The 24,218-nt window shown below is 52.2% G+C and carries 28 protein-coding genes; 21 read left to right on the forward strand and 7 right to left on the reverse strand.

The window, feature by feature from the left end; translation table 11 throughout:
* Positions 1–12 precede the first annotated feature (12 nt).
* Positions 13–1,404, forward strand: coding sequence for a GerAB/ArcD/ProY family transporter (locus CIG75_RS01400; protein ID WP_094235019.1), 1,392 nt, complete (start codon positions 13–15; stop codon positions 1,402–1,404).
* Here CIG75_RS01400 and CIG75_RS01405 read toward each other — a convergent pair.
* Positions 1,401–1,604 (reverse strand): hypothetical protein, encoded by a 204-nt coding sequence (locus tag CIG75_RS01405; protein WP_094235020.1) that lies wholly within the window; start codon positions 1,602–1,604, stop codon positions 1,401–1,403. The two genes, CIG75_RS01400 and CIG75_RS01405, sit on opposite strands and share 4 nt — an antisense overlap.
* 168 nt (positions 1,605–1,772) lie before the next feature.
* Here CIG75_RS01405 and CIG75_RS01410 point away from each other — a divergent pair, with 168 nt between their 5' ends.
* Positions 1,773–2,180: a hypothetical protein gene (locus CIG75_RS01410; protein WP_227874321.1), complete on the forward strand. Its 408-nt coding sequence runs from the start codon at positions 1,773–1,775 to the stop codon at positions 2,178–2,180.
* 71 nt (positions 2,181–2,251) lie between these two features.
* Here the strand turns inward: CIG75_RS01410 and CIG75_RS01415 are convergent, their stop codons facing one another.
* Positions 2,252–2,836 carry a hypothetical protein gene (locus CIG75_RS01415; RefSeq protein ID WP_094235021.1) on the reverse strand — a complete coding sequence of 195 codons (585 nt, stop codon included), beginning with the start codon at positions 2,834–2,836 and terminating at the stop codon, positions 2,252–2,254.
* Between the two features lie 122 nt (positions 2,837–2,958).
* On the opposite strand from CIG75_RS01415, the gene CIG75_RS01420 reads away from it, so the two are divergent.
* Positions 2,959–3,204 (forward strand): hypothetical protein, encoded by a 246-nt coding sequence (locus CIG75_RS01420; protein WP_227874322.1) that lies wholly within the window; start codon positions 2,959–2,961, stop codon positions 3,202–3,204.
* 50 nt (positions 3,205–3,254) lie between these two features.
* Here the strand turns inward: CIG75_RS01420 and CIG75_RS01425 are convergent, their stop codons facing one another.
* Together CIG75_RS01425 and CIG75_RS01430 are read right to left on the reverse strand one after the other, a co-directional pair.
* Positions 3,255–4,442, reverse strand: coding sequence for a pyridoxal phosphate-dependent aminotransferase (locus tag CIG75_RS01425; RefSeq protein WP_094235023.1), 1,188 nt, complete (start codon positions 4,440–4,442; stop codon positions 3,255–3,257).
* 119 nt (positions 4,443–4,561) lie between these two features.
* Complete coding sequence (locus CIG75_RS01430) at positions 4,562–6,667, reverse strand: transglycosylase domain-containing protein (RefSeq protein WP_157729321.1); 2,106 nt, start codon at positions 6,665–6,667, stop codon at positions 4,562–4,564.
* Positions 6,668–6,856: 189 nt separating this feature from the next.
* Between CIG75_RS01430 and speE the strand changes: the two genes are divergently transcribed.
* The 14 genes from speE to CIG75_RS01500 all read left to right on the forward strand — a co-directional run bounded on the left by speE (position 6,857) and on the right by CIG75_RS01500 (position 16,821).
* Positions 6,857–7,687: a polyamine aminopropyltransferase gene (gene speE / locus CIG75_RS01435; RefSeq protein WP_094235025.1), complete on the forward strand. Its 831-nt coding sequence runs from the start codon at positions 6,857–6,859 to the stop codon at positions 7,685–7,687.
* Between the two features lie 14 nt (positions 7,688–7,701).
* On the forward strand, positions 7,702–8,580 hold the full coding sequence (speB, locus tag CIG75_RS01440; RefSeq protein WP_094238292.1) for an agmatinase: 879 nt from the start codon (positions 7,702–7,704) through the stop codon (positions 8,578–8,580).
* A 66-nt stretch (positions 8,581–8,646) separates the two neighbouring features.
* A complete protein-coding gene (locus CIG75_RS01445) occupies positions 8,647–9,078 on the forward strand; it encodes a YwiB family protein (RefSeq protein ID WP_094235026.1) in 432 nt (143 codons plus the stop codon).
* A 29-nt stretch (positions 9,079–9,107) separates the two neighbouring features.
* Entirely contained in the window at positions 9,108–9,269 is a 162-nt protein-coding gene (locus CIG75_RS01450; protein WP_407701269.1) for a XapX domain-containing protein, read from the forward strand.
* A 445-nt stretch (positions 9,270–9,714) separates the two neighbouring features.
* Entirely contained in the window at positions 9,715–10,542 is an 828-nt protein-coding gene (locus CIG75_RS01460) for a DUF6345 domain-containing protein (protein ID WP_157729322.1), read from the forward strand.
* A 57-nt stretch (positions 10,543–10,599) separates the two neighbouring features.
* Positions 10,600–11,616 carry a hypothetical protein gene (locus CIG75_RS01465; RefSeq protein ID WP_094235029.1) on the forward strand — a complete coding sequence of 339 codons (1,017 nt, stop codon included), beginning with the start codon at positions 10,600–10,602 and terminating at the stop codon, positions 11,614–11,616.
* A 259-nt stretch (positions 11,617–11,875) separates the two neighbouring features.
* Entirely contained in the window at positions 11,876–12,037 is a 162-nt protein-coding gene (locus CIG75_RS20525; protein ID WP_157729323.1) for a hypothetical protein, read from the forward strand.
* Between the two features lie 317 nt (positions 12,038–12,354).
* Entirely contained in the window at positions 12,355–12,756 is a 402-nt protein-coding gene (locus CIG75_RS01470; RefSeq protein ID WP_094235030.1) for an Rv0361 family membrane protein, read from the forward strand.
* Between the two features lie 284 nt (positions 12,757–13,040).
* Positions 13,041–13,817: a sulfite exporter TauE/SafE family protein gene (locus CIG75_RS01475; protein WP_094235031.1), complete on the forward strand. Its 777-nt coding sequence runs from the start codon at positions 13,041–13,043 to the stop codon at positions 13,815–13,817.
* Between the two features lie 14 nt (positions 13,818–13,831).
* Positions 13,832–14,962, forward strand: a complete 1,131-nt coding sequence (locus tag CIG75_RS01480) for an MBL fold metallo-hydrolase (protein ID WP_094235032.1) — start codon at positions 13,832–13,834, stop codon at positions 14,960–14,962.
* 41 nt (positions 14,963–15,003) lie between these two features.
* A complete protein-coding gene (locus CIG75_RS01485; RefSeq protein WP_094235033.1) occupies positions 15,004–15,228 on the forward strand; it encodes a sulfurtransferase TusA family protein in 225 nt (74 codons plus the stop codon).
* Between the two features lie 11 nt (positions 15,229–15,239).
* Positions 15,240–15,716 carry a DsrE/DsrF/DrsH-like family protein gene (locus CIG75_RS01490; protein WP_094235034.1) on the forward strand — a complete coding sequence of 159 codons (477 nt, stop codon included), beginning with the start codon at positions 15,240–15,242 and terminating at the stop codon, positions 15,714–15,716.
* Between the two features lie 59 nt (positions 15,717–15,775).
* Positions 15,776–16,036, forward strand: a complete 261-nt coding sequence (locus CIG75_RS01495) for a metal-sensitive transcriptional regulator (RefSeq protein WP_094235035.1) — start codon at positions 15,776–15,778, stop codon at positions 16,034–16,036.
* An 86-nt stretch (positions 16,037–16,122) separates the two neighbouring features.
* A complete protein-coding gene (locus CIG75_RS01500; protein WP_094235036.1) occupies positions 16,123–16,821 on the forward strand; it encodes a hypothetical protein in 699 nt (232 codons plus the stop codon).
* Between the two features lie 70 nt (positions 16,822–16,891).
* On the opposite strand, the gene CIG75_RS01505 is transcribed toward CIG75_RS01500, so the two are convergent.
* The 3 genes from CIG75_RS01505 to CIG75_RS01515 all read right to left on the reverse strand — a co-directional run bounded on the left by CIG75_RS01505 (position 16,892) and on the right by CIG75_RS01515 (position 20,571).
* Positions 16,892–18,436: a M4 family metallopeptidase gene (locus CIG75_RS01505; RefSeq protein WP_094235037.1), complete on the reverse strand. Its 1,545-nt coding sequence runs from the start codon at positions 18,434–18,436 to the stop codon at positions 16,892–16,894.
* Between the two features lie 210 nt (positions 18,437–18,646).
* Positions 18,647–20,179 (reverse strand): M4 family metallopeptidase, encoded by a 1,533-nt coding sequence (locus CIG75_RS01510; RefSeq protein ID WP_094235038.1) that lies wholly within the window; start codon positions 20,177–20,179, stop codon positions 18,647–18,649.
* A 95-nt stretch (positions 20,180–20,274) separates the two neighbouring features.
* Positions 20,275–20,571 carry a hypothetical protein gene (locus CIG75_RS01515; protein WP_094235039.1) on the reverse strand — a complete coding sequence of 99 codons (297 nt, stop codon included), beginning with the start codon at positions 20,569–20,571 and terminating at the stop codon, positions 20,275–20,277.
* A 126-nt stretch (positions 20,572–20,697) separates the two neighbouring features.
* Here CIG75_RS01515 and CIG75_RS01520 point away from each other — a divergent pair, with 126 nt between their 5' ends.
* The 4 genes from CIG75_RS01520 (at position 20,698) to kdd (ending at position 24,214) form a co-directional block, all read left to right on the forward strand.
* Positions 20,698–20,928: an alpha/beta-type small acid-soluble spore protein gene (locus CIG75_RS01520; RefSeq protein WP_094235040.1), complete on the forward strand. Its 231-nt coding sequence runs from the start codon at positions 20,698–20,700 to the stop codon at positions 20,926–20,928.
* A 46-nt stretch (positions 20,929–20,974) separates the two neighbouring features.
* Entirely contained in the window at positions 20,975–21,427 is a 453-nt protein-coding gene (locus CIG75_RS01525) for a GNAT family N-acetyltransferase (RefSeq protein WP_227874323.1), read from the forward strand.
* A gap of 96 nt (positions 21,428–21,523) precedes the next feature.
* Positions 21,524–22,951, forward strand: coding sequence for a sigma-54 interaction domain-containing protein (locus CIG75_RS01530; RefSeq protein ID WP_227874324.1), 1,428 nt, complete (start codon positions 21,524–21,526; stop codon positions 22,949–22,951).
* Positions 22,952–23,173: 222 nt separating this feature from the next.
* Positions 23,174–24,214 carry an L-erythro-3,5-diaminohexanoate dehydrogenase gene (gene kdd, locus CIG75_RS01535; protein WP_094235041.1) on the forward strand — a complete coding sequence of 347 codons (1,041 nt, stop codon included), beginning with the start codon at positions 23,174–23,176 and terminating at the stop codon, positions 24,212–24,214.
* Positions 24,215–24,218 lie beyond the last annotated feature (4 nt).

A 24,218-nucleotide genomic window follows, 5' to 3' on the forward strand; every position in this document is an offset into this window, starting at 1 on the left:
GGGGGAGGCGCATTGGAAACCCAATTTAAGATCAACCATCGCCAGTTGGCCTGGATGGTGACGGTGACGCTGGTGGCGGGCGGTTTTTTGACCACTCCGAAAACGCTGGTCGCCCTCGCCAAAGAGGACGCATGGCTGACACAAGTGTTCGGCATGGTCTATGCGCTCTTGATCACCGCCCTGTTCTACTTTTTGTCACGGCGCTTTCCAGGCAAAAACTTATTCGATATCACGTTTGCCCTGTTCGGAAAATGGTTGGGCGGGTTCTGCAATTTGATTTTTTTGTTGCACTTTATCAGCGTCATGATCCGTGACATCGGCGTGTTCAACGATTTTATGAACACCAACTTGTTGATCCGAACGCCTGGTGAGATCATCGTGCTGTTGCTGGTGCTCTTGCTCATCTACTTCGGGAAAAGCAGTGTGGAAGTGTCGGTGCGAGTCAACGACCTGATCTTTCCCGTGTTTTTGGGGATGGTGCTGTTGGTGCCGCTCTTGCTGAGCAATGAGTTTTCGATGGACCGCGTGAGGCCGATACTCGGACAGGGATTGGGTCCGTTGACGGCAGGAAATATCATCGGTTGTGGCTGGTATGGTGATCTGCTGGTGTCCGGTGCTTTTATTGGCATGATCGGGTCGAGCAAGAAAATGTACGCTGCGTTGCGCCACGGAGTGATGGCGACAGCGTTCCTGATGTCGATGGTGCTCTTATGTATCATCGGCGTGCTCGGCACGGAAGTGGCGGCCCGGTTGCTGTATCCCAACTATTCGCTGGTCGAGCAGATTCACATCACCGATTATCTCGATCGCATCGAACTTGTGGTGTTTTCGATCTGGCTACCGATCTTTGTGCTGAAAGTAGCTTTTATCTTTCTGGCCTCCCTCACGCTGCTCAATACGATCACCAATCGCGTGAATTACAAACTTTATAACAAACAATTTGGTTGGCTCATTCTCTTTTTGTGGCTGTTCGCTTTTCAAAGCGTGATCGAAGTATTCAATTTTGCCAACTACGGTCCCGTGCTGATGCTGCTTCCCCATCAGATCATCTATCTGCTGCTGTACTTGTTCGGACGGCGACGCAAGGTCGTCGTGGACAATGAGGCAGAGGCGGACAGCGCCCCCAAACAGCCGAACGACCCGCGTGGGCAACAGGGTGTCTGGCAGTGGTTCACTAGCAAGTCGGAAAAAACGTGGCGGCGCGTCACCAACTGGGCTGTGGCGACGATCCTCGCGTCTGTCTGCGCAGGGGCCATGTTTGGACAGGTCAGACCGACACTCGGAACACTGTTTGGCGGGATCATCTTTGCGGCGCTGATCGTAGGCTACGTCAGCACCTATTTGGAGATGCGCCAAGTGAACATCGCCAATGAACGGCAACAACAAAGAGAAGGACGTTCTTAGCGAACGCCCCTCTTTTTGTTGTTGCGTGCCAGCGCTTTGAGCAGTGCGAACGCTGCTGTATACGTGGCGGTCGCCAGCACCGTTGCGTACAGCCAGCGATCGGTGCCAAGCGACAGATAGAGAATCAGGTGGAAGAGGAAAATCACGGCGATCCAAAGCGCCAAGTTCATGCGCTCGATGAACGCCCAGAATCGATTCATATGCGACACCTCCCGATAGGTATAGCGTCTCCAAGCGCATCGTATCCATGCTCCTACAGGCTGTGTGGGGATGGCGAGATGTAATTTGGGCGCGGCAATCCGTTTCCACTTGGCGGCTCCAACCATAGAATGGTAAGGATTCGACAGCAGGGACGGGAGGGAGAAGAATTGGCGAAAAAAGGGAAGAAAATATCACGCACCGTTGGACCCAAAGCAGGGTCTGGCGCTGGACAATCAAAGGCGGCGACTCCGAGTATAGGCGATCAATTGAAGGATCGACTGAAAACGGTGAACAAAGGCGGTCTGCTCGGCATGCTCAACGAGGTGCATAAGACCACGCCCGATCAATGGCAAAATCCGGATAGCGTAAAAGACATGGCGAAGCGATTTGCTGAAAAGCTGAAGATCCCAGTCAATGAGGATAGACTCAATCAATTCATGAAAGCTTACAAGGATGCGACCAAAGGCGGGCAACCGAACGCCAGTGTCGAAGATCTTGTGAAAAAATACGGCAAAGGCAAGATCGATGACGCGACAGTCAAAGAGATGAAGAAGTTTATCAAGCCGAAAGAGTAGCCATCATCCAAAAAGGAACTGCCCCGGCGCGGCAGTTCCTTTTTGGGTCGAAAAAAAGAAACGGGGCGCGTCTATTTCGCTTCCCCGTCCGCAGCCTTTTGCTCCGCGCTCGCTCCTTCCCCCCCCCCGCCACCAAGCAGGGCGCCCGACAGCGGCGAGTTGAGAAACGCCATCAGAATCGAAGCCCACTCTCCGGTCGTTAGTCCCTTGACGTTGCCCTTCATCAGCTTGGGCAGCACGCCAGCCGAATGCAGGTTTGAGCCCATGCCGTGCAGGGCGTCAAACATCGTATCGGCGCGTTGCATGTAGGTCACGCACTGTTTGCAGAAGTTGCGCAACTGCCCCATCGATTTGATCGAGTCCTCATAAAAAGTTGGGCTTTTCGGGCTTGGCAGTTGGAAGCTGGGAAATGATGCGCCGCCGGGCAATGGCGATTTTTTGCCGGCCGAAGTAGCAGCCGTTCGGGCGGAAAGGCTGCGTCCGCTTCTTTTGTTGCTCCGCGGTCTGATCTCCGCCTTGATCAGATGAATTTCTTTTTCGAGCAAACGTTTCTTATGTGTATACGAGGGATGGCCGGCTTGTAAGGCAGTCAGTTCCGCCTCGAGTTTGCGTTTGCGCTTGATCAGTGCGCTATTCTTCTTGGATTTGTCAGCCACGTGCGACACCTCCGTTTTCCATATCAGGATATGGAAAAGCTGATCAGATCGTGTGGGCGGATATGTAGAATGGGCGTAAGAGATACTAAACTTGACTAAAGACTATGGGGAGGGAATGCCACGTGGCACCAAACATCAGTCAAGACTGTTACGCCCGTCACGGCGGGGTGCATTTTACTCAGAAAGCATCTGCGGAAGAAATCAATCGCTATGTGAAAAATCTGCCCGAAGATCGGCGAGAAAGCCTGTTCGAAGTGCTGGACGAACTGAGCAGCGCAGGCATGATCCAGATCCAAAATGACGGCCAATTCTCCGATCCGCACGGCAACCTGCACGGGACGACAGGCTGCTATGAAGACGAGAAGTAGCGCTTGTGATGACAAGAAGACCTCCACCCGAGCGGTGGAGGTCTTCTGATCTATTGCACGAGGCGCAGGAACGCTTCGAGGCGGTCCATCGCTTTTGCTAAGTTGTCGCGCGAAGTCGCATAGGAAATGCGGAAGTTGTTCGGGGCGCCAAAGCCGGAACCGGGCACGAGTGCGATTTTCGCATGTTCGAGCAACAGCGCGGCAAAATCGTCCGATTTGTTGATCGCTTTGCCCTGATACGACTTGCCGTACGTGGCGGAGCAGTTCGGGAAGACGTAGAACGCACCGCTTGGCGTGTCGCAGGTCAGATGGGGCATGTGGCGGAGTCGTTCCAATACGTAGTCGCGACGCCAGCGGAACTCAGACACCATCTGTTCATCGCGGTGATCGAGTGCGGCGACCGCTGCTCGTTGCGAGATCGATGCGGGATTGGCTGTGGTGTGACTCTGGAAGGAGGTCATCGCTTTGATCAGAGAACGATCAGCCGCCATGTAACCGACGCGCCAGCCAGTCATCGAGTACGCTTTGGAGAAGCCGTTGATCAGCAATGTACGCGCTTTCATTTCATCACCAAATGTGGCGATCGAAACCTGCTCCACATCATAGACCAGTTGGTCGTAGATTTCGTCGGAGATCACGTAGAAGTCGTGCTTCAAGATCACTTCGGCCAGCGCTTGCAACTCCTCGCGGGTATAGACAGCTCCGGTCGGGTTGCTCGGCGAGTTGAGCAGGAGCACTTTGGTCTTTGGCGTGATCGCCGCTTCCAACTGCGCGGGTGTGATTTTGAAGCCGGTCGTCTCGTCTGTGTGGATCACCACCGGAGTAGCTTCGGCCAAAGTGATCATCTCCGGATAGGAAACCCAATACGGAGCGGGCAGAATCACTTCGTCGCCAGGGTTGCACAAAGCCATAAATGCATTGTACAAGGAGTGTTTTGCGCCGGAGGAGACGAGGATGTCGTCCGCCGTGTATGTGAGGCCGCTGTGTCCTTGTAAGAAGTCGGCAATCTTTTTGCGTAGCTCAAGGATACCCGGAACGGCTGTGTATTTGGTGAATTGCTCATCAATTGCCAATTTCCCAGCGGTGCAAGCCACTTCCGGTGTGCCGAAATCGGGCTCGCCCACACTCAGATTGATCACGTCGATTCCTTCGGCAATCATCTGCTTGGTCTTGGCGTCGATCGAAAGCGTCGGTGAAGGTGCGATGTTTTTGACTCGGTCAGAAAGTCCCCATGCCATATTGAACAGTCCCTCCAGTTACTTGATAGTTCTAACAATACAGTCAGGATTTGTCCACCGTCAAGAGCCGCAAGCAAATGACGGGCCTAGTCAAGACCCGTCATGTTCGTCACGATACGTTATTCTTGTTTTCTTCGGCCTGTGAGCCAATCCCAGAAGGTTCGTCCGCCCGATTTTACTTCCTGCTCCAGCTTGTCTGCCGGATTTTTGTTCATCGAGGGGTGATCATCGCACCAGTCGGTCGGTTCGGTGCCGACCAGATAGTATTCGCGGCGCTTGACTGGGCAGTTTTCGGTGGCCAGTTGACCGGTCGTTGGGTCGATGTAAGATTCGACCACATTGGCGGGCAGCTGGAAATCTTTGTCCGGCAGGTCTTTGTGGGCCTCGTTCATAAATTCTGCCCAGATCGGGGCGGCCAAGTGCGACTCGGTCGCCGAAAGCAGGCGGTCTTTGTCATAGCCGATCCACACGGCGGTCAGCAGTTGCGGGGTGTAGCCGATCATCCAGGCATCCGTGTCGGTGGTGCCCGTCTTCCCTGCTGCCGGACGGGGAAACGCTTCATGAACGCGGTAGCCTGTACCATACGGGTCGGTGAGCACCGACTGCATCATGTTGGTCAGGATGAAGGCAGCTCCTGCGTCGATCACCTGCTCTTTTTGCGGGAGAAACGTTTTTTGTTCCTCCCGATAGGTGTTTTCAATCGATGTGATCGCATAGGGCTCGATCTTGTGGCCGCCGTTGGCGAGCGGCGCATAGGCGCGCACCATCTCCAGCGCCGTCGTCGGGAACACGCCGAGGGCCAGCGACGGGTATGGCTTCATCGTGGAGGTGATGCCGAGCGCTTTGGCGGTGGTGATCACTTTGTCCGGGCCGACATCCATGGTGGTGGTCACCGCAAACACATTGTCGGAGCGCGAGATCGCATCGCGAAACGGCAGGTAGTCGTCCGCATATTGGTTGTTGAAATTGTGAACCTCATACGACTTGGGCTCGCCGTTGTCATCATCATAGGTGAACGTCGTCTTCTCCGACTTGATCCGCGTCGAGGCGGTATAGTTGTTGTTGAGCGCAGTCAGATAGACGAACGGTTTGAACGAGGAGCCGGGCTGTCGTTTGGCCAGCGTGCGGTTGTAGGAGCTTTCCGCGTAGTTCTGCCCGCCGACCATCGCTTTGATCTCTCCGGTGTTCGGGTCGATGGATAGCAGTGCGACTTGAATGTCGGGATGTTTCTTCAAATGTGTGGCCACTATGTCCTCGGCCGCTTTTTGCATCGCGGGGTCTAAGGTGGTTTGGATCTTCAGGCCGCCGCGGTAGAGATCGTCATCCGATACGCCGTAGACCTGTTTGAGCTGGTAGCTCACATAATCGGTAAAGTATGGCGCGCGCCCTTTTGGCGCTTTCAAGGCGGCAAATTTCAACTCGGTCGCGAAGGCTGTGTCCGCCTCTTGTTTCGTGACTTTCCCCTCTTCTACCATCAGTTGTAACACGATGCGCTGGCGTTCCTTTGCCGCATCAAAATGGAAGAACGGGTTGTAGATGTTCGGGCCTTTCGGGATGCCTGCGAGCAGCGAGGCTTCAGCGAGCGTCAACTCTTTGCTCGGTTTGTCAAAGTAGGTCTGTGCGGCCATCTCGATGCCATATGCGCCTTGTCCGTAATAGATGACGTTCAAATATTGCTCCAGAATTTCTTCTTTCGTGTAGTTCATCTCGAGCTGTAACGTGTGCAGCGCTTCTTGCAGTTTGCGCTTGATCGTTTTGTCTTGGGTCAGGTAGAGATTTTTAGCGAGTTGCTGCGTGATCGTGGAGCCGCCTTCGAGCACTTCACCCGATTTCAGATCGACCCACAAGGCGCGTGCGATGCCGACCGGATTGAAGCCGCCGTGGTTGTAAAACTGCTGATCCTCCACGGAGAGGATCGCATCGATCGCAGACTGCGGAATGTCTTGCAACGACACTTTCAGACGGTTCTCTCCCCCATCGACGAGGTTGGTGAGCACCGAATGGTCGGCCGCCACCAATTGCGAGGTGTTGGCGATGTCATTGGGCGGCAGTTCGGCATAGCGCAAATAGAGATAGAAGAAGGCGGCAAAAGCCGCCGTGGACATCAGAAAAACGGAAAAGGCACGCCACAGCCACAGCTTCGGCCTCTTTTTTTCTTTGGTTCGGCGGATCGGATTTAGTTCCGCTTGATAGTCGGTTTCCGGGTCAAAATGGGGTGATTTCATGGGGAATCCCTCACTTCGCAGTGATTCTATCTGACCATTATGAACCTCGTAAAGAAAAAACATACAGAAAAACAGTTTATTTTTCCAATAAATTTGGTATAATACCTACCGTTATGCATGAAAAAGAGCAAGCTGTTATTTGCTACCCAAGCTGTAATTTGCTACCTATATAAGGGAGGTTCTGGAGACATGGAACTCTGGTACACCGAGAAACAAACCGAAAATTATGGAATCACTGTGAAAATCACCAACACGCTGCACACTGAAAAAACCGAATTTCAAGATTTGGCAATGATCGAAACGCTGCAATGGGGCAAGATGCTCGTGCTCGACGGCATGGTTATGACCACCGACAAGGACGAATTTGTCTACCATGAAATGATCACCCACCTGGCGATGAACACGCACCCGAACCCGAAGACAGCTCTGGTTGTCGGCGGTGGCGACGGCGGCGCGATTCGTGAAATCTTGAAATACCCTTCGATCGAGAAAGCGGTTCTCGCTGAGATCGATGGCCGCGTGATCGAAGTTTCCCGCGAGTACCTGCCGCAGATCGCTGGCAAACTCGACGACCCGCGCGTTGACGTGCAGGTTGTGGACGGCATCAAGTACATCCACGACAACAAGGATTCGTTCGACGTGATCCTCGTAGACTCCACCGAACCGGTCGGCCCGGCTGTCGGTCTGTTTGCACGCGATTTTTACCAAGGCATCTTCGAAGCGCTGAAAGAAGACGGCATCATGGTTGCGCAAACTGAGTCTCCGTTCTTCAACGCCGATCTGATCACCCGCGTCTACAAGGACATCGCGGCGATCTATCCGGTTACTCGTTACTACACCGCTGCGATCCCGACCTATCCGTCCGGCCTTTGGTCGTTCACGATGGGTTCGAAGAAGTACGATCCGCTGGAAGTGGACGAAAGCAAACTGATCGATCCGGAAGGCACGAAGTATTACCACAAAGGCATGCACAAGTCGGTCTTTAACGTGCCGAAGTTCGTGATGGAGCTGTTGAAATAATGGAAAACCATCGCATGAAAAACGACCCGGCCTATTCGGGGCGCGAGTTTATCGGCGCGACACAGAACTATGAGGAAGCGACTGCGGTCATCTACGGCATGCCGATGGACTGGACCGTCTCCTTCCGTGCTGGCACCCGCTTGGGGCCGCAGCGCGTGCGTGAAGTCTCGATCCTGCTCGAAGAGTATTCGCCTTATCTGGACAAGGGTCTCGAAGAGGTCTCCTACTTTGACGGCGGCGACGTGCCGCTTGCGTTTGGCAACCCGGCGCGTTCGGTCGAGCAATTGTATGAGTATGTGAAGCAATTGGTGGCAGATGGCAAGTTCCCGATCGGTTTGGGCGGTGAGCATCTGGTCTCTTGGGGCCCGATCCGCGCTCTGAAGGAAAAGTATGACGATCTGGTGGTCGTGCAGTTTGATGCTCATGCTGACCTGCGCGAAGACTATGAAGGCGAACCGTACTCGCACGCGACTGTGTTGCGCAAAGCGTGCGATGTGGTCGGCCCGAACAACGTGTACCAGTTCGGCATCCGCTCTGGCACCCGCGAAGAGTTCAAATATGGCCGTGAGAACACCAATTTCTACCCGTTCGATGTGTTGGAACCGTTGCAAGGCGTGATCGACGAGCTGAAAGGTCGTCCGATCTACCTGACCATCGACATCGATGTCGTCGATCCGGCAGAAGCGCCGGGCACCGGTACGCTCGATGCGGGCGGCATCACAGCACGCGAGCTGTTCAAGGCGTTGTACCTGATGCGCGACGCGGGTCTGAACATCGTGGCGTTCGACCTTGTGGAGATCGCTCCGGTTTACGATCCATCCGAAAAAACGCAGATTTTGGCGTCGAAGATTGTGCGTGAAGTCTTGCTCGGCTTGGTTCCGAGTTCAAAATAAGGTCATGACAAAAGCAACTCTGGGCATGTGCGGAGTTGCTTTTGTCCCCCTATAAGGAGCGATGGGATGATGGAAGGGGCGGTTCGCGTCACCGTCTGGTCCCAGCAACGGCAGAAGAACGGCGAGCGACAAACGTTCGAAATGCAAGCGGAGGGCAGGTTGTACAAAAAGGGCGAAGCGCAATACATCAGTTATCGGGAACTTGACGATTCCGGACTGGGTTCAACACTGACGACGATTCGCGTCGAGGGTCAGCAGATGACCCTGATTCGCCAAGGCGAGACGACGATGCGCCAAGTGCTGATCAAAGGCCAAGAACAGCGCGGCTCGTACAACACGCCCTTCGGTACGTTCGAACTGGTCACTCGCACTTCCAAGCTGGTGTTGAACCTCACAGAAACTGGTGGCCGGATCGAAGCGGTGTACAACCTGCGTCTGGCCGGAGAAAAGAGCCGGATGGAACTGCGGATCGATGTTCTGCAGCTTCCACCCGTGTAATCAGGTACCATGAAAGGCAGGTGTCCGCTATGGACTTGAAAGTGTTAATCCTCTCCCTCATCACCGGGATTGTGGTCGGCGTCGTCTTCACCTTGATGCGCCTCCCCCTCCCTGCCCCGCCCGTACTGTCTGGGATTTTAGGCATCGTCGGCATTTGGCTGGGTGCAAAGATTGTGGAGTTTTTTAAGTAAATGGAAAATGAAAAGACGGTATTCGTGTCAGCGACATGAATACCGTCTTTTTTGTTGGTCAAATGTTGTCGGGCGATTGGATGGATGCAGGAGGAATTGTTTAGACCTTTTCGCTATGGGCGTCATGTGGAAACAATTGAAATTAACCAACACTCCTCAATCTAATTCCGAGATCGAGCAGGAAGCGCTTAGGCAAAGTTCTATTAGGATAATGGAGAGGATGGAAATAGATCGAGTCTTCGATCGATATATCGGAGTTAAGTCAAAATTTTATGCCGCGCATAATGATTTTGTTGTATGACACGGTTGCGAGATCTAGTTTTTAAAAACCAATAGAAAACTTTTTTGATAAATAATACCAATTACCTATTGATTCTGGAAAGTGATTATTATATAAATAATATGAATCAAGTTTTAATAAATGAATTTTGGAGGGTGTGTTACTATGAGAAAAACAGTGATTCTTGCTGGTGTAGTAGCAGTTGTCAGTTTGTCTATCCCCGTGTCCGCATCTGCGGCATGGACGCACGGGTATTCGGGACAAAGTGCATATACCCGTACGGGTAATTGTGCGTACGGTGACCGGGCAGGAGGGGAATATGTGCAAAAACTCCACGATGGAATGGTAGGAAACAACTTAGCATCAACAGGAACAGTATATCGAGATAATAGTTCTTGGGAAAGCGATCTGACGGGAACTTTTGCGGATAGCAAACAATTCTTTGCTTTTGGCGGACATGGACTCGGTTATTGGGCGTATTCTAATGGTAAAGGTGCAGGATCTCATTTCTACACGGCAAACTCTTCTTCAACGTTCCATACATCGGAGACACAAGATAACTCTAACGCTCAGTGGGATGAGATTCGCTGGGGTGGCTCATCAATGCGATGGGCAACGATGTATCAATGCAATTTTTTACGAAATGGTGGAATCTCATCTAATGAGACGAAGATTTGGAACATGTTTCAGGGCCTGCATCTCATGATGGGCTTCTCAAGTATCATGTATTTGGATTCGCGTGAAGGGAGTCGCTACGCTGCACGCATAGGAGCTGGATGGACGATAAAAGAATCTTTCTTTGATGCAGCAGCTTACTATCAGCCGCAACTCCCGTACGGGGATTCGGATCCAGCTGGTTCGGTTATCGTCCGTGTCAAGGGTTATTCGACCAAGGGGAGTGACAATTATGCGAGCTCAACAACAGCTGCTCCAGCGTACACGGGCTCTAACGCTTCTTCTTTTAGCACGTGGGATCAAACCATTACATTGTAGTAGCAACATGGATGGATATGTCTGGACTCCGCTAAAAAATGACAGGAGGGTACTTCAATGAATAATAAATTGCTCGCGGTAATCACTTTGTCTGCAGTACTTGGTGCTGGTATGCTTTATACTCAAGTTGGCGCGTCGGAAGAGAAGGAAGCCCTTGTTGTGGAAAACAAACAGACACAAATTCCAGAATTGTTTATTCCAGGCCCAGGGCAGGGAGTTGCTGACAAGATTGAGTTTCAAGTGACTGCAGAGAACGTTAGACTTCCATCGGAAGAAACGATTTATAAATTCAAGAAGCAAAATTATACGAAAAATGAAGTCCATAACATGGCCACGAAACTGGGGATGAAAGGTGAAGTCTTTAATCTTGAAGAATCTTTGGGCGTCAATGATGGTGACAAAACATTGGAGATTGAAAAGGACAGCGGGAAAATTCTTTATTTAAATCGTGCTCACTTGGGTCAATGGTTGGTTGATGGCAAAGCCAAGCAGATTCCGACAGATGAGCAATCTACTCAGCATGCAATAGATTTTCTTCAGAAGATGAACTGGTTGCCGGAAAACTTTCAAGTTAGGGGGGTGACTGAAAACCGCGAAATCCCAGGTAACCTGAATCCAGAGACAGATCAGGGCATTGTATTAAGCAAGACTGTTCACTTGTACAAGCATGTGAATGGAAAGCCAGTATTGGGCGTCTCTCGAATAACAGTTGAAATTGGACACCAGGGCGAAATCGAAACAGTACGCAAATATCATAAAGAAGAGGAAGCTTTCCAGAAATATAAGCTAAAGTCGTTGGATCAGGCAGTTTTGGAATTGAAGGACAAAAAGGGCATGATTAATCTTGAAGAAGGCGCTAGTGATGCAATACTTGACCAAATTGAACTGACTTATTGGGAAGATGCGGGCTCGATAGATGAACAACCATACCTGCAACCGGTCTATTTATTCAAGGGGAAGTACAAATTATATGGAAAGGATGCAACATTTAGCGGTATAGTTCCAGCTGTTGACAACGGCTTTACCCTGCATAAAGAAGTGGGGCAAGACAGCGCTGCGAATGCAGTGAAATAACACGGTTCCCCCTAATCAAACGATTGGGGGGTATTTTAAGTGAAGCCTTTCTGAAGGGCCAACGATCTGAAACATAATCTGAAGCGTTAAAAAGGAGGAATGAAGTTTGAGACGATTTGCTTGGATCATCATTCTGTGCGGAAGTTTGACGCTTACTGGATGCAATTCGGGAGCGTCGCATGAACTTCCAGAGCAAATGGCTATACCAGTCCCAACTACGTCCTGGGATGGGGAGCAGTGGCAAGTGGAGGCAGATAAGATGAGCGGTGAAATCAACCACTTGTACGTCGGAGAGTCTTCGAGCAGAAAAGGTTATCAAGTAGGAGATCAGATTCGAATTCGAGGCAACGTCTATGTACTGGAAATGATTGAGGCCGATGATAAACCTTTCAAAGTGTGGTTGAAACGTGCGGACCGATGACAGTGGACAAGGAGCGATCAAGCGTGTTGACACATCCGTTTGGAGTCGATCTTTGAGGGCCCTGCCACGATAAATGGGTACCTAACAGGAAGCGCGGGAAGAAGACGGGCCATCTGTTGTGATGATGACAGCGAATCATCACCGACAACATGGTAAAACTGGTGTTTGCGAGGGATTTCGCCCTGAACGCTTGGACGTTTTGTCCGTCAAGTCGGTTTTGGAATATTTGGGAAGTGGTGTCGAATCGTGATTGACTTCATTGATACTAGGTGATGCATTATTAAAAATATAATGTTAATGAGAGGAGGTAGAAATAAATGAAAGCAACGAAAATAGTAGCTTCTATCACCGGGATCATGTTACTTGCAGGTGTCATCATTATCTCCAACCCGACCCGTGCAGAACAGACTTCTGAAAAAGAGGCAAAACAGGCGGTCACTCATTATTTGAATGCAGTCTCTGCGGGTGATGTGAATGAGATCATCAAGTATAGTAAGGATGAGCGCGTGCCAGATGATACAAAAAGGAAGGAAATGCTGGAGCACTTCATGCAAAATAATCCAGTAAAACAAATTCAGGTCTTATCTGTCAATTACATCAATGAAGCAAATATCAACGTGACAATAAGTGGTCAATTCGGAGATACAACAGAAACGAAGACATTGCCGTTGATCAAAGAAAACAATCAATGGAAAGTCTTAATTGAAGACAGCAACTAAGAAAACCTCAAATCGAATTACCCGAAAAGTGGTCATCGAATTGAGTTGATTCCACACAGCTCTGCTGGGATGTATGGGGCAGGAAATGCATACGATGGGTACTAAATGACAGCCCGCTCAGATGAGTAGAACATTTGAGTGGGTTGTCATTTTCTTTGCCAGACGGAATATAGTTTTTGTGTTGACAAAAGGGATGGCACCAGACTATAATGACGACATACCCCGAGGGGTATTTTTAAAGGATTAAAATATACCCTATAGGGTATTCCGAAGGGTGAACCAACATGTCATTCGAAACGGTGCTCGTCTTGTTTCTGATCGGGTTTGTAGGGTCGTTTGTGTCAGGGTTGGTCGGTATTGGCGGCTCGGTGATCAAGTATCCGTTATTGCTGTACGTGCCTCCTCTGCTCGGGCTGGCAGCTTATTCGGCCCATGAGGTGTCGGGGATTTCGGCGGTACAGGTATTTTTTGCAACACTGGCCGGGACGCTTGCCCTGCGCAACGAAAAGGTGCTCAACTATCGTCTCGTGCTGTATATGGGGACGGCCATCGTCATTGGGAGTTTTCTTGGTGCATACGGAGGGAGGTATCTTTCCGGGGATGCGGTCAATCTGGTCTACGGCGTGCTGGCTACCATCGCTGCGGTGATGATGTTCGTGCCGCGCAAAGGGGTGCTGGAATGTTCGTCCGCCGAGGTGACCTTCAACCGCTGGCTAGCAGCGGGGGCGGCGTTCGTCGTCGGGATCGCTTCGGGGATCGTCGGGGCGGCCGGAGCCTTTTTGTTGGTGCCGATCATGTTGACCGTGCTGAAGATCCCGACGCGGGTGGCGATCGCTTCCTCGCTTGCGATCACGTTCCTGTCTTCAATCGGCTCAGCGACGGGGAAACTATTGGCTGGCGACGTGTTGTTTCTCCCCGCTTTGGTCATGGTCGTGGCGAGTGTCATCGCCGCCCCGATCGGTGCTAAGCTGAGCAAGAGACTGACACCGAAGTATTTGCAGGCATTACTCGCTGTGTTGATTCTTGGCACGGCCATTAAAATATGGATCGACATTCTCTAGAAGAGGTGATTTCGATGGACATTCGCGTGGTATCGGTACAGGAGTTGCACGACAAAATGGAAAGCGGGCAGGACCTGCTCGTGCTCGATGTGCGCAGTGAACAGGCGTATCAAGACTGGCGGATCAAAGGAAAGAGCCTCCAGTCGATGAACATCCCCTACTTTGAATTTTTGGAAGCGGACGAGAGCGTCTCCAAGACGCTGCCCAAAGCACAGGAAATCGTCATCGTCTGCAACAAAGGCAATTCGGCGCGGATGGTGGCAGAAGTGCTGATGCAAAACGGGTTCCACGTCAGCGTGCTTGCAGGCGGCATGGAGGCATGGTCGCAGTTCTACCATCCTGTCACTGTGGCGCAGACCGAGCAGATGAAGCTGATTCAATTGAACCGCTTGGGCAAAGGGTGCCTCTCCTACCTGATCGTTTCACAAGGGCAAGCGCTGGTGGTGGACGCGGGTCGCCATGTCGAGGAATATCTGCAAGCGGCCGCACGTGAAGGGGCGGTCATCACCTATGTTGTCGATACGCACCTGCATGCAGACCACATCTCGGGCGGTGTGCAGTTGGCGGAGCGGACAGGTGCTGCGTACCTGATCTCGCCAAGCGAAATGGAAGGCTCTCCCCTCCCCTATCAACCGCTGGAGGCGGATGGAACGCTGCACGTCGGCAGTACGGAGGTGAAAATTCTCGCAGTGCCGACGCCAGGACATACACCGGGTTCCGTATCGGTGCTGGTCGATCAATCGTTCTTGCTGTCGGGCGATACGATCTTTGTCGGCGGTCTGGGGCGACCCGATCTCGGTGGCAAGGCGCAGGAATGGGCGCAGGCGCTCTATGACACGGTGTTCCAAACCATCGCCTTGCTGGATGATGACGTGTTGGTGCTACCGACCCATTTTGCTGATCTCGCTGAAGTGAACGAGCAGGGCTATGTCGGCGCCAAATTAGGCAGCATCCGCAGAAGCAACGAAATCATGCGCACAAAAGACCGCGCGCAGTTTACTGAACAGGTTGCCGGACAAACGGGGGCGACTCCGCCCAACTATGAAACGATCGTCAGCATCAACCGTGGCTTGAGCTTGGTGGATGAGGAAAAGGCGACCGAACTGGAAACTGGGCCGAATCGCTGTGCGATTCACCATTCGTAAGGCAAATTGAAATACAAACAGACTGAGAGGAGCAGATCATGATGAACATTGACTTGACGGTAGATGCGAAAGGGCTTTCTTGCCCGATGCCGATCGTGAAAGCGAAAAAGGGCATGGATACGCTGAACGAGGGGCAAGTGATGATGCTCGTGACGACCGACAAAGGATCGGTCAGCGATTTTCCTAGCTGGATCAACCGGATGAAGTATGAATTGGTGAAAACGGAAGAGGCAAATGGTGAGTACCGCTTCTTCGTCAAAAAGTAAGGAGGAGCAAGATGGAGAACAACAGCTCGACATTGGTGCTGTTCAGCGGCGATCTCGACAAGGCAATGGCAGGGTTGATCATCGCGACAGGTGCGGCGGCGATGGGTAAACAGGTCACGATGTTTTTTACCTTTTGGGGGCTGAACGTCCTGCGCAAAGAGCAGTATGTCAAGACCGATAAAACTCTGGTCGAACGCCTCTTTGAAAAAATGATGCCGCGCGGTCCGGAGAAACTTGGCGTCTCGAACATGAATTATGGCGGGCTCGGCGCGTGGATGATGAAAAAGGTGATGAAGAAGAAAAACATTGCCACCTTGCATGAATTGATGGAGACTGCAAGAGAGTTGGATGTGAAAATCATCGCCTGCGCGATGTCGATGGATGTGCTGGGCATCACAGAAGCAGAGTTGATCGACGGGATCGAGTACGCCGGGGTGACCACCTATTTGGCGGCGACCGATGAGAGCAACCACAATCTGTTTATCTAGTTGCACGTTTTTACGCGACAGGGGTATCATAAGAATCAGAAGGCTGGAGGTGGGTCGCAATGGAATACACCGACGGGATGAAAAACCGCTTAAAGCGGATCGAAGGTCAGATCCGCGGGGTGCTGTCGATGATGGAACAGGACAAGGACTGCCGCGAGGTGGTCACACAGCTGTCAGCGGTGCGTTCCGCTGTCGATCGCACAATCGGGCTCATCGTCGCTGGCAACTTGGAGAATTGTGTTCGCGAAGAGTTGGAAAAAGGCAACAAGCCAGATCAGGTGATCAAAGAGGCGGTTGAACTGCTCGTCAAAAGCAGATAGAGCAAGAGGCAGATCCTGCGCGACAGGGTCTGCCTCTTTTTGCATGCTCCAAAGCGCCTTGTGCCACACTAAGGAAAAGCGAGGTGGTGGCAGTGCGAACATGGCTGGTTGCGCTTTTGGCAGCTGTGGTGCTCGTAGGAGGCGGTAGTGCGCGGGCCGCCGAGGGGCAGGGGTCCAGTGTGTTGCCCTTATCCTATCGGCCAGAGGACAATCGCCAGGAAGTGCGGGAGATCAAGCAGGAGGAGGTGAAGAAAGTCTATCAACAAAAGAAGATCGACGGAGCGCAGGTCCTGTTATTTTCCCGACCGTATGAGCAGGATGATTATCTGTATGGCGCTTGGGTGAAGGATGGCAAACTGTATGATCTAGGAGCGGTGGGGACACTGCCGTTTGCAGAGCAGACCTACATCGACAAGCATGAGTTTAACGGTCATGCGGTGTTGCGCATCGACGGCGTTTACGCGGCGAAAGCGGTACAGTCCAATTTTTATTTGCTGGGGGCGGAGCAGGTCAAACCGTTCCTGCGTGTGAACGGCCATGCGGTCGAATCGGATCTTGATCGGGATGGCAAAAAAGAGATCGTCACGATGCACAGCTTGTCCGGTACTACCAAAATCTTTAAGGAAATGCCGAGTGGCCAGTTCGAAGTGGCAGACATCAATCAAGCGACGGCCGGCAAAGAGGTCGTGTTCCAGATGGAAGACGATCTCTTTATCGCCAAGTTTGCGGACGGAACGACGAAAAAGTATCTGTACACACCAGATGGACTCCGCGAAGAAAAATAGGCGTTCTGCGATCGCATAAGAAAACCCCTTGCACCGAAGTGACAAGGGGTTTGTTGTTTGATAGGAGATTCTAGTTTACGCCTACTGCGGTCCAAGCGTTTGCTACTGCAGAGTAGTAGGAGGAGCTGGAGCCGTACAGAGCAGCTGCTGCTTGCAGGGTTGCTGCGCGTGCGCCAGAGAAGTTGGTGTTCGCCGTCATGTAGTCGCGGGAAGCTTGGTACCAGATCTTCGCTGCGATCGTACGGGAGCCGATCGAAGTAGCAGCGTTGTAGAACGCTTTGTTCGGGATACCGGAGTTGGTGTGAACGCCGCCCCAGTCGCCAGCTTGCGTGTTCGGCAGGTTTTTGTATTGGTTCATGTGAGCCGGGTCGCCGTATGCAGCCGGGTCAGACATGGAACGGAAACCAACGTAGCCGTAGCCCGGCAGAGTGAGGTCTTCACCCATCGTCCAGTTCACGTTCTCGATCGCTGCAGCAATCGCATCCGACCAAGACTCGTTGAGTGCACCCGATTGGTTTTGGTAGATCAAACCGGAAGTGTACTCGGTTACACCGTGCGTCAATTCATGCGCGATTACGTCAAGGCCAGCGGAGAATGCGCGGAAGTTCACGCCGTCGCCATCGCCGTATACCATGTAGGTGCCGTTCCAGAACGCGTTGTTATATTTGTTTCCGTAGTGAACGAGCGACTCGATGTTCATGCCGTTGCCGTTGATCGAGTTGCGGTTGACGTTGTTTTTGTACCAGTCGTAAACAGCACCTGCATAGTAGTGAGCATCAACTGCAGCGCGATGAGTGGTTGCGGTCCAAGAGTTGGTTGTGTTCGTCAGGTTGTAGATGGAGGACGTGCCATTTTTCATATCGCGGGTACGGATCATACCGGTCATTGCTTTCGAGGTATCTTCCATGTAGTAGAGGCCCGATTTCAGCGTGGTTTGGATGGTTTTGGTGCCGCCGAGGACGCCAGTACCGGTGCCAGCTACGCCTTCAATTGCGTTGACAGCATAGACGATGGAACCGTCAACTGCGTTGACAAATACGGTCCAGTTGCCCGGGGTGTCGCTGATGTAGCTCACACCTACTTGATAGGAGAGAATCGCTTGATCGCCAACCGGGTAGTACACCAGTTCTGCTGCTGCCGCTTTGGACAGTTCGCCAGTGAAGCCAGTGTGTGCAACCGCTTTGTCGATCGCTGTAGTCGCGTTAAGTTTTGCTTGTTTCGCGTTTGCTTTTACGTTTTTGAAGCTACCAGTTACGCCTTCTGCGTCGCCGTTCGCTTCATGAACGATCACTTGGGAACCGTAAACTTTCACACCGTCGATCACTTGGTCCAGACGAGTGTGGGTGGTGCCATTTTCGTCCTTGTGGGACTTCTTCACTTTAAAGTTGCCTTCAGCTTTCGCGAAGCCGAAATCACCTTTTACTTTTTCCAGCGTGTTGATCGCGCGTTGTTCAGCGGTTGCGCCTTCAACTTTGCCGATCTTGCCTTTTACGTTGTGGACTGCGCCTTTTTCGTCTTTCAGGACTTGCTTGTCGTTCGCAGCGCCTGCGTTCATAGTGAGTGCAGCTGCAACCATCGAAGACATTACCAGTGTTGCGATAACTTTTTTGTTCATTTGATTGTGACCCCCCGAAGTTTATTTGTATTTTTGTTTACTTGGAGTTTGTTTCTGATTTAAATATACGACAATGGAGAATGTTCTGTCAATGCAATTTGTCAGTTTTGTGACGTATTTATAAAAAAAATATTAAGAAACGGATCGCTTTAATAATACAAAATCTTCCAAGATAAAACCCCTTGCTGTTTGGGCAAGGGGTTAAAGGTGTTAAATACCAACTGCGGTCCACGCGCTTTGCAAAGCGGAGTAGTACGAGGAGCTTGTGCCGTACAGCGCTGCGGTCGCTTGCAGCGTAGCCGAGCGTGCGCCAGCGAAGTTGGTGCTCGAAGTCATGTAGTCGCGAGAAGCGATATACCAGATTTTGCCTGCGATGTCGCGGGAGCCGATCGCCGTCGCGAAGTTATAGAACGCTTTGTTCGGGATGCCCGAGTTGGTGTGTACGCCGCCATTGTCAGCGGAGGTGTTCACATATTGGCTCATGTGGGCCGGGTCGCCGTAAGCGTTCGGGTCGGACATCGAGCGGAAGCCGACCGTACCGTAAGCCGGGAGTGTCAGATCTTCACCCATGATCCAGTTGCTGCCTTCGATCACCGCGCCCATCGCGTCAGACCACGATTCGTTCAGTGCACCAGACTGATTTTTGTAGACGAGGCCCGAAGTGGTTTCGGTTACGCCGTGGGTCAGTTCGTGGGCGATGACGTCGAGTGCGGCAGAGAATGCGCGGAAGTTCACGCCGTCGCCGTCCCCGTAGGTCATGGACGAACCGTTCCAGAACGCGTTGTTATAGTTGCTTCTGTAGTTGACGTAGGAGAGCAGAGTGCTACCACTGCCGTTGTATGAGTTGCGGCCGAGCATGTTGTAGTAGTAATCGTACACCACGCCCGTATAGTAATGGGCATCGACACCTGCGCGCTGGTTGGTAGCGTTCCACACGTTGTCGCTGTCTGTCATGTTCGAATTGAACAGGATGCCGTTATTGTACGTTTTGGTCTGGATCATGCCGGTCATCGGCTTGCTCTTGTCCTCGAGGTAGTAGGTGCCGCTGCGCAGTGTCGTTTCGATGGTCTTGGTATCGCCGAGGACGCCGATGCCAGTGCCCGCCACATGCTCGATCTGGTTGAAGGAATCGACGATCTCACCTGTTGCGACATCGACAAAAACGGTCCAGCGACCCGGTAGTTCGCCCATGTGGTTGACGCCGACCTTGTAGGTCAGGATCGCCTCATCGCCTTTTTCGACGTACATCAATTCCGCTTGGGCCGGTTCGGACAGCTCGCCTGTGTATCCGGTGTGAGCGACCGCTTTGCTGATCGCATCATTCACTTTGAGCGACGATTTGCTCACTTTCGGAGTCAATTCTTTGAAGGCGCCGGTGATGCCTTGCACATCGCCGTCCGCTTCGTGGACGATCATTTGGCTAGCAAAGACCGGGATGCCACCGATGACGCGGTCGAGCTTGGTATGGGTGGTGCCGTTTTCGTCTTTGTGGGATTTGTTCACTTTAAACTTGCCCGATGCTGTATGGAAACCATAGACGTTCTTCGCTTTGTCGAGCGCTTTCAAAGCGCGCTCTTCAGCAGTTGCGCCGTCAACTTTGCCAAGTTTGCCGACAACGTTGTGCACAGCGCCTTTATCGTCTTTCTGTACTTGCTTGTCAGATGCAGCTCCTGCCGACGACATCGCGACTGCAGATGCCAGAAACGATGTCATGACCAGTGTGGTAACCAGTTTTTTGTTCATTGTGAATGACCCCTCTCTCTTTGTTATAATTAGTAGAACTTGTTAATTGTTATTGTTCTCAGTGTATAAGATTTCGAAAATTAAGTCAATAAAATTCACAATATTTGTTTTATATGATGTTTGTGTTTTTTATAATATGAAAAGCCTCCAAAAAGATCGGGGGCTTTGTGCGGTGTTGATTCGTTTACACCAACGTTGGTCCAAGCGGTTCTCAGCGCGGTGTAGTAGGAAGAAGTCGAACCGTACAGCGCTGCAGTCGCTTGCAGGGTAGCTGCGCGCGCGTCTGCACCGTTTTCCCGCGCAAAGATCGATTTTTTTTTCGACATGGCAAGATTTTTGATCGATTCGTCTGTTTTCAAGGCGTCTCGGCCAAAATAGAAAGGTTGATTCAAGAAAGTTGTGGTCCGATTCGAAAAAATTCGATATTGAAGACCAACGTGTGGTTATTTTTAAATTGAATATTTTAAAAATATAAATTTCGAAATTGAAAAGTAGAGTGGAAGGGGGGTCAACAGCAGATGGCGAAAAATAAATCATGGGATGTCCGGGACCCGGAGGTCAGGCAGATGGTGGAAGGAATGAAAATGGAACTTGCGCGGGAGTTTGGCCTTGGAGTTCCGCTGGACGGCTATTGGGGAAATTGCGCTTCGAAAGAGCTTGGAAAGATCGGATCGCAATTAAAAAAACGCCTGCCCGTCTTGTTGGAGCGGAGTTCGATGCAAAAGAAGGTGCGGAAAAAGCGGAATTGAGGTAGTCTGTTAACTAGGAATTCAGAGTAGGAATGGAGGGGACCCTTTGCTTCATCTTGTCGAGAAGAATCGTGAAGCGTATCTGCCGCTCTTGCTGTTGGCCGACCCATCGGAAGTGATGGTGCGCCGTTATCTGGCGACAGGCGTGCTGTACACCTGGCGCTCCGAAGAGGATGAGACGATGGGCGTGCTGCTTGTGGTGGAGCTTGAGCCTGGTAAGGTCGAGATCAAAAACATCGCGGTACGCGAAGGCTACCAAGGTCAAGGATTCGGCAAACTGCTGATGCAGGCAGTGCTTCGCCAACTGAAAGAACAGGAGTATCGCGAAGTGGTCGTCCACACGGGTAATTCGAGCATTGGCAATTTTGCTTTTTATCAAAAGCAGGGATTTCGCATGGTCGGCATCGACTTCGATTATTTTATTAGAGAATATGGAGAACCGATCATGGAGGACGGCATTCCATGCCGCGATCAGATCAAATTTGTGCGTCCGCTGTAACAAGCGGAACTTTTTTTGGGACGAAATGCCGAATAATCGGCGCTATAATTGCTGGAATTTCGGCAGTTGAGGCGAACGGAGAGGAGGAAGTCTGGGATGGAGTATGAAGCGCGCGAGATGGTGGAGATGCTGCGGGCGATTTTGGCGTCGATCGACGAAGGGATTCATGCGGTCGATCGCGATGGGATCACGATTTATTATAATGACGCGGTGGCGCGGTTGGACGGTCTCGATCCACAGGAAGTGATCGGCAAACACCTGCTGGAAGTGTTTCCTTCGTTGGATACGGGCACATCGACGCTGCTCAAAGTCATTCAGACGGGCGAGCGGATACCGGACATGCCGCAGATGTATACGAACTATCGCGGCAAGAAGGTACATACGGTGAATACCACGTTGCCGATCGTCTCCGGAGGCAAACTGGTCGGGGCGCTGGAAGTCGCGAAGGATTTAACGCGGCTCAAAGAGCTGAACGAAAAGTTGATCGATCTGCAGGCGCAGGTGGTCGGGGTGGAAAAGGCGATCGGTAAGAAGAAAAGCCCGATTGAGGCGCATTGGACTTTTCAAAAGATTTTGACGCAGGATAGATCGATGCTGTTGCTCAAGGAGTTGGCAGCAAGGGCGGCGACCACATCCTCTCCGGTGCTAGTCTATGGTGCGACTGGGACGGGCAAGGAGCTTTTTGTACAGTCGATTCACAACGCATCACCGCGGCGGAATCGGCCCTTTATCGCCCAAAACTGTGCGGCATTGCCAGCGTCACTGCTAGAAGGTCTCCTGTTTGGGACGGTGAAAGGATCGTTTACGGGAGCGGAGAATCGGCCGGGCCTGTTCGAATTGGCAGACGGCGGAACGCTCTTTTTGGATGAGATCAACTCGATGCCGCTTGAGTTGCAGGCCAAGTTGCTTCGCGTACTGCAAGAAGGCATCGTACGGCGCGTGGGCGATACGAAAGTGATCCAGGTCGATGTGCGCGTGCTGGCGGCGACCAATCAAAATCCGATTCTGGCGATCGAGCAAGGGCATCTGCGCAGTGACCTGTATTACCGACTCAACGTCGTCTCGCTGCATCTGCCGCCGCTGTCGGAGCGGCCGGATGACATTCGCATTTTGGTGCGGCATTTTATCGACAAGTTTAACGCCAAGTTCGGTTTGCAGGTGATCGATGTGACACCTGAAGTGTTCGACCGCTTCCATCGCTATGAATGGCCGGGCAATGTGCGCGAACTAGAGCATGCGGTCGAAGGGGCGATGAACCTGGCTGACGAGCCGTATCTGCGGATGGAACATCTGCCGTGGCACATCCGCGAAGGCCATTTTGCGGGGCAGGCGGAGCGCGTGTTTGCGTTGCCACCGGGCGTGCGCCCATTGCGGGAAGTGCTCGATCGTGTGGAGGCCGCGCTGATCGAACAGGCGATGCGGGAGACGAACGGGAATGTCCAGCAAGCGGCCAAGCTGTTGAAAGTGCCGCGGCAGACGTTGCAGTACCGACTGTCTAAAGGGCAGAAGCAGGAAAAAGAGTAGGGCAAAGCGGATTGATCCGCGCTCGATATGGAAAATCGAAGAGGAATCGCCGATAAAAAGTGCCGAAATTTCGGCACTTTTTGTTTGTGAAGATACGATTACAATTGACCGAACCTTTGCGAAATGGGGATTTGACAGTGATTTTGAAAAGTTGGCATAGATCTTGCATATGAATAGTCAGCAACTACAAAGCAAGGGAAGTACGCAAGGAGGGGTAGCACCATGAAACCGGGACATCGGTACGGTTTACATCGTGTTTTAGAACCGCAAGGCACGATGCCACAGCCGGCATGGAAGATTGACAACAGCATGGAGCTGTACGATAACGAAATCTTGATCGATGTGCAGACGCTAAACATCGATTCCGCTTCTTTTGTGCAGATTCGGGAAGCGGAGGGGGGCGACCCGCTCAAAGTCGGTGAACATATGCAAAACATCGTGCGTGAACGCGGCAAGCATCACAACCCGGTGACCGGATCGGGCGGAATGCTGATCGGCACTGTCCGCAGCATCGGGGAGCGCCTGCAAGGGCAGATCGACCTGCAAGCAGGCGATCGCATCGCCACGCTCGTCTCCCTGTCGCTCACGCCGCTCACGATCGAGAAAATCGTCAAGATGGACGTGAAGACGGGTCAGGTCGATATTCAAGGCCAAGCGATATTGTTCGAATCGGGCCTGTATGCGAAGCTGTCGGACGATCTGCCCGACCGCGTGTCGCTCGCCGTCCTCGATGTATGCGGTGCGCCTGCCCAGACGGCCAAACTGGTCAAAGCGGGCGACACGGTCGTCATCCTTGGCGCAGGCGGCAAGAGCGGCTCGATGGTGCTCTATCAGGCTCGCAAATCGGCGGGGCCGACTGGGAAGATCATCGCCGTCGAATACGGGGAAGCCGGCTGTGAGACGCTGCGCAAACTCGGCTGGGCCGATGAGGTGCTCAACTTGGACTGCACCAAGCCTGTCGAAGTGTTGGAAGCGGTCGAACGAGCGACTGGCGGGAGATTTGCCGATCTGACCGTCAACTGCGTGAACATTCCGGGCACGGAGATGGCATCGATCCTCGCGACCCGCGATGAAGGAACGGTCTACTTTTTCTCGATGGCGACCTCGTTTACCGCCGCTGCGCTCGGTGCAGAAGGCGTCGGCAAAGATGTGAACATGATCATTGGCAACGGCTACACGAAAGGGCATGCCGACCTCTCGCTCCAACTGGTGCGCGAATCGGCCCAACTTCGCGAGCTGTTTGAAACCAAATACGGAAACTAAGAGG

This window comes from Tumebacillus algifaecis (genome assembly GCF_002243515.1).
GTDB lineage: Bacteria > Bacillota > Bacilli > Tumebacillales > Tumebacillaceae > Tumebacillus_A > Tumebacillus_A algifaecis.

Bases quoted from the DNA above. Each gene is read 5' to 3' on its own strand.
- CIG75_RS01405 (WP_094235020.1), bottom strand. From the start codon at position 1,604: ATGAATCGATTCTGGGCGTTCATCGAGCGCATGAACTTGGCGCTTTGG.
- CIG75_RS01510 (WP_094235038.1), bottom strand. From the start codon at position 20,179: ATGAACAAAAAACTGGTTACCACACTGGTCATGACATCGTTTCTGGCA.
- CIG75_RS01430 (WP_157729321.1), bottom strand. From the start codon at position 6,667: ATGAAATCACCCCATTTTGACCCGGAAACCGACTATCAAGCGGAACTA.
- CIG75_RS01445 (WP_094235026.1), top strand. From the start codon at position 8,647: ATGATGGAAGGGGCGGTTCGCGTCACCGTCTGGTCCCAGCAACGGCAG.
- CIG75_RS01490 (WP_094235034.1), top strand. From the start codon at position 15,240: ATGGAGAACAACAGCTCGACATTGGTGCTGTTCAGCGGCGATCTCGAC.
- speE (WP_094235025.1), top strand. From the start codon at position 6,857: ATGGAACTCTGGTACACCGAGAAACAAACCGAAAATTATGGAATCACT.
- CIG75_RS01475 (WP_094235031.1), top strand. From the start codon at position 13,041: ATGTCATTCGAAACGGTGCTCGTCTTGTTTCTGATCGGGTTTGTAGGG.
- CIG75_RS01520 (WP_094235040.1), top strand. From the start codon at position 20,698: ATGGCGAAAAATAAATCATGGGATGTCCGGGACCCGGAGGTCAGGCAG.
- CIG75_RS01480 (WP_094235032.1), top strand. From the start codon at position 13,832: ATGGACATTCGCGTGGTATCGGTACAGGAGTTGCACGACAAAATGGAA.
- CIG75_RS01485 (WP_094235033.1), top strand. From the start codon at position 15,004: ATGAACATTGACTTGACGGTAGATGCGAAAGGGCTTTCTTGCCCGATG.
- CIG75_RS01465 (WP_094235029.1), top strand. From the start codon at position 10,600: ATGAATAATAAATTGCTCGCGGTAATCACTTTGTCTGCAGTACTTGGT.
- CIG75_RS01530 (WP_227874324.1), top strand. From the start codon at position 21,524: ATGGAGTATGAAGCGCGCGAGATGGTGGAGATGCTGCGGGCGATTTTG.
- kdd (WP_094235041.1), top strand. From the start codon at position 23,174: ATGAAACCGGGACATCGGTACGGTTTACATCGTGTTTTAGAACCGCAA.
- CIG75_RS01425 (WP_094235023.1), bottom strand. From the start codon at position 4,442: ATGGCATGGGGACTTTCTGACCGAGTCAAAAACATCGCACCTTCACCG.
- CIG75_RS01505 (WP_094235037.1), bottom strand. From the start codon at position 18,436: ATGAACAAAAAAGTTATCGCAACACTGGTAATGTCTTCGATGGTTGCA.
- CIG75_RS01495 (WP_094235035.1), top strand. From the start codon at position 15,776: ATGGAATACACCGACGGGATGAAAAACCGCTTAAAGCGGATCGAAGGT.
- CIG75_RS01470 (WP_094235030.1), top strand. From the start codon at position 12,355: ATGAAAGCAACGAAAATAGTAGCTTCTATCACCGGGATCATGTTACTT.
- CIG75_RS01450 (WP_407701269.1), top strand. From the start codon at position 9,108: ATGGACTTGAAAGTGTTAATCCTCTCCCTCATCACCGGGATTGTGGTC.
- CIG75_RS20525 (WP_157729323.1), top strand. From the start codon at position 11,876: ATGAGCGGTGAAATCAACCACTTGTACGTCGGAGAGTCTTCGAGCAGA.
- CIG75_RS01460 (WP_157729322.1), top strand. From the start codon at position 9,715: ATGAGAAAAACAGTGATTCTTGCTGGTGTAGTAGCAGTTGTCAGTTTG.
- speB (WP_094238292.1), top strand. From the start codon at position 7,702: ATGAAAAACGACCCGGCCTATTCGGGGCGCGAGTTTATCGGCGCGACA.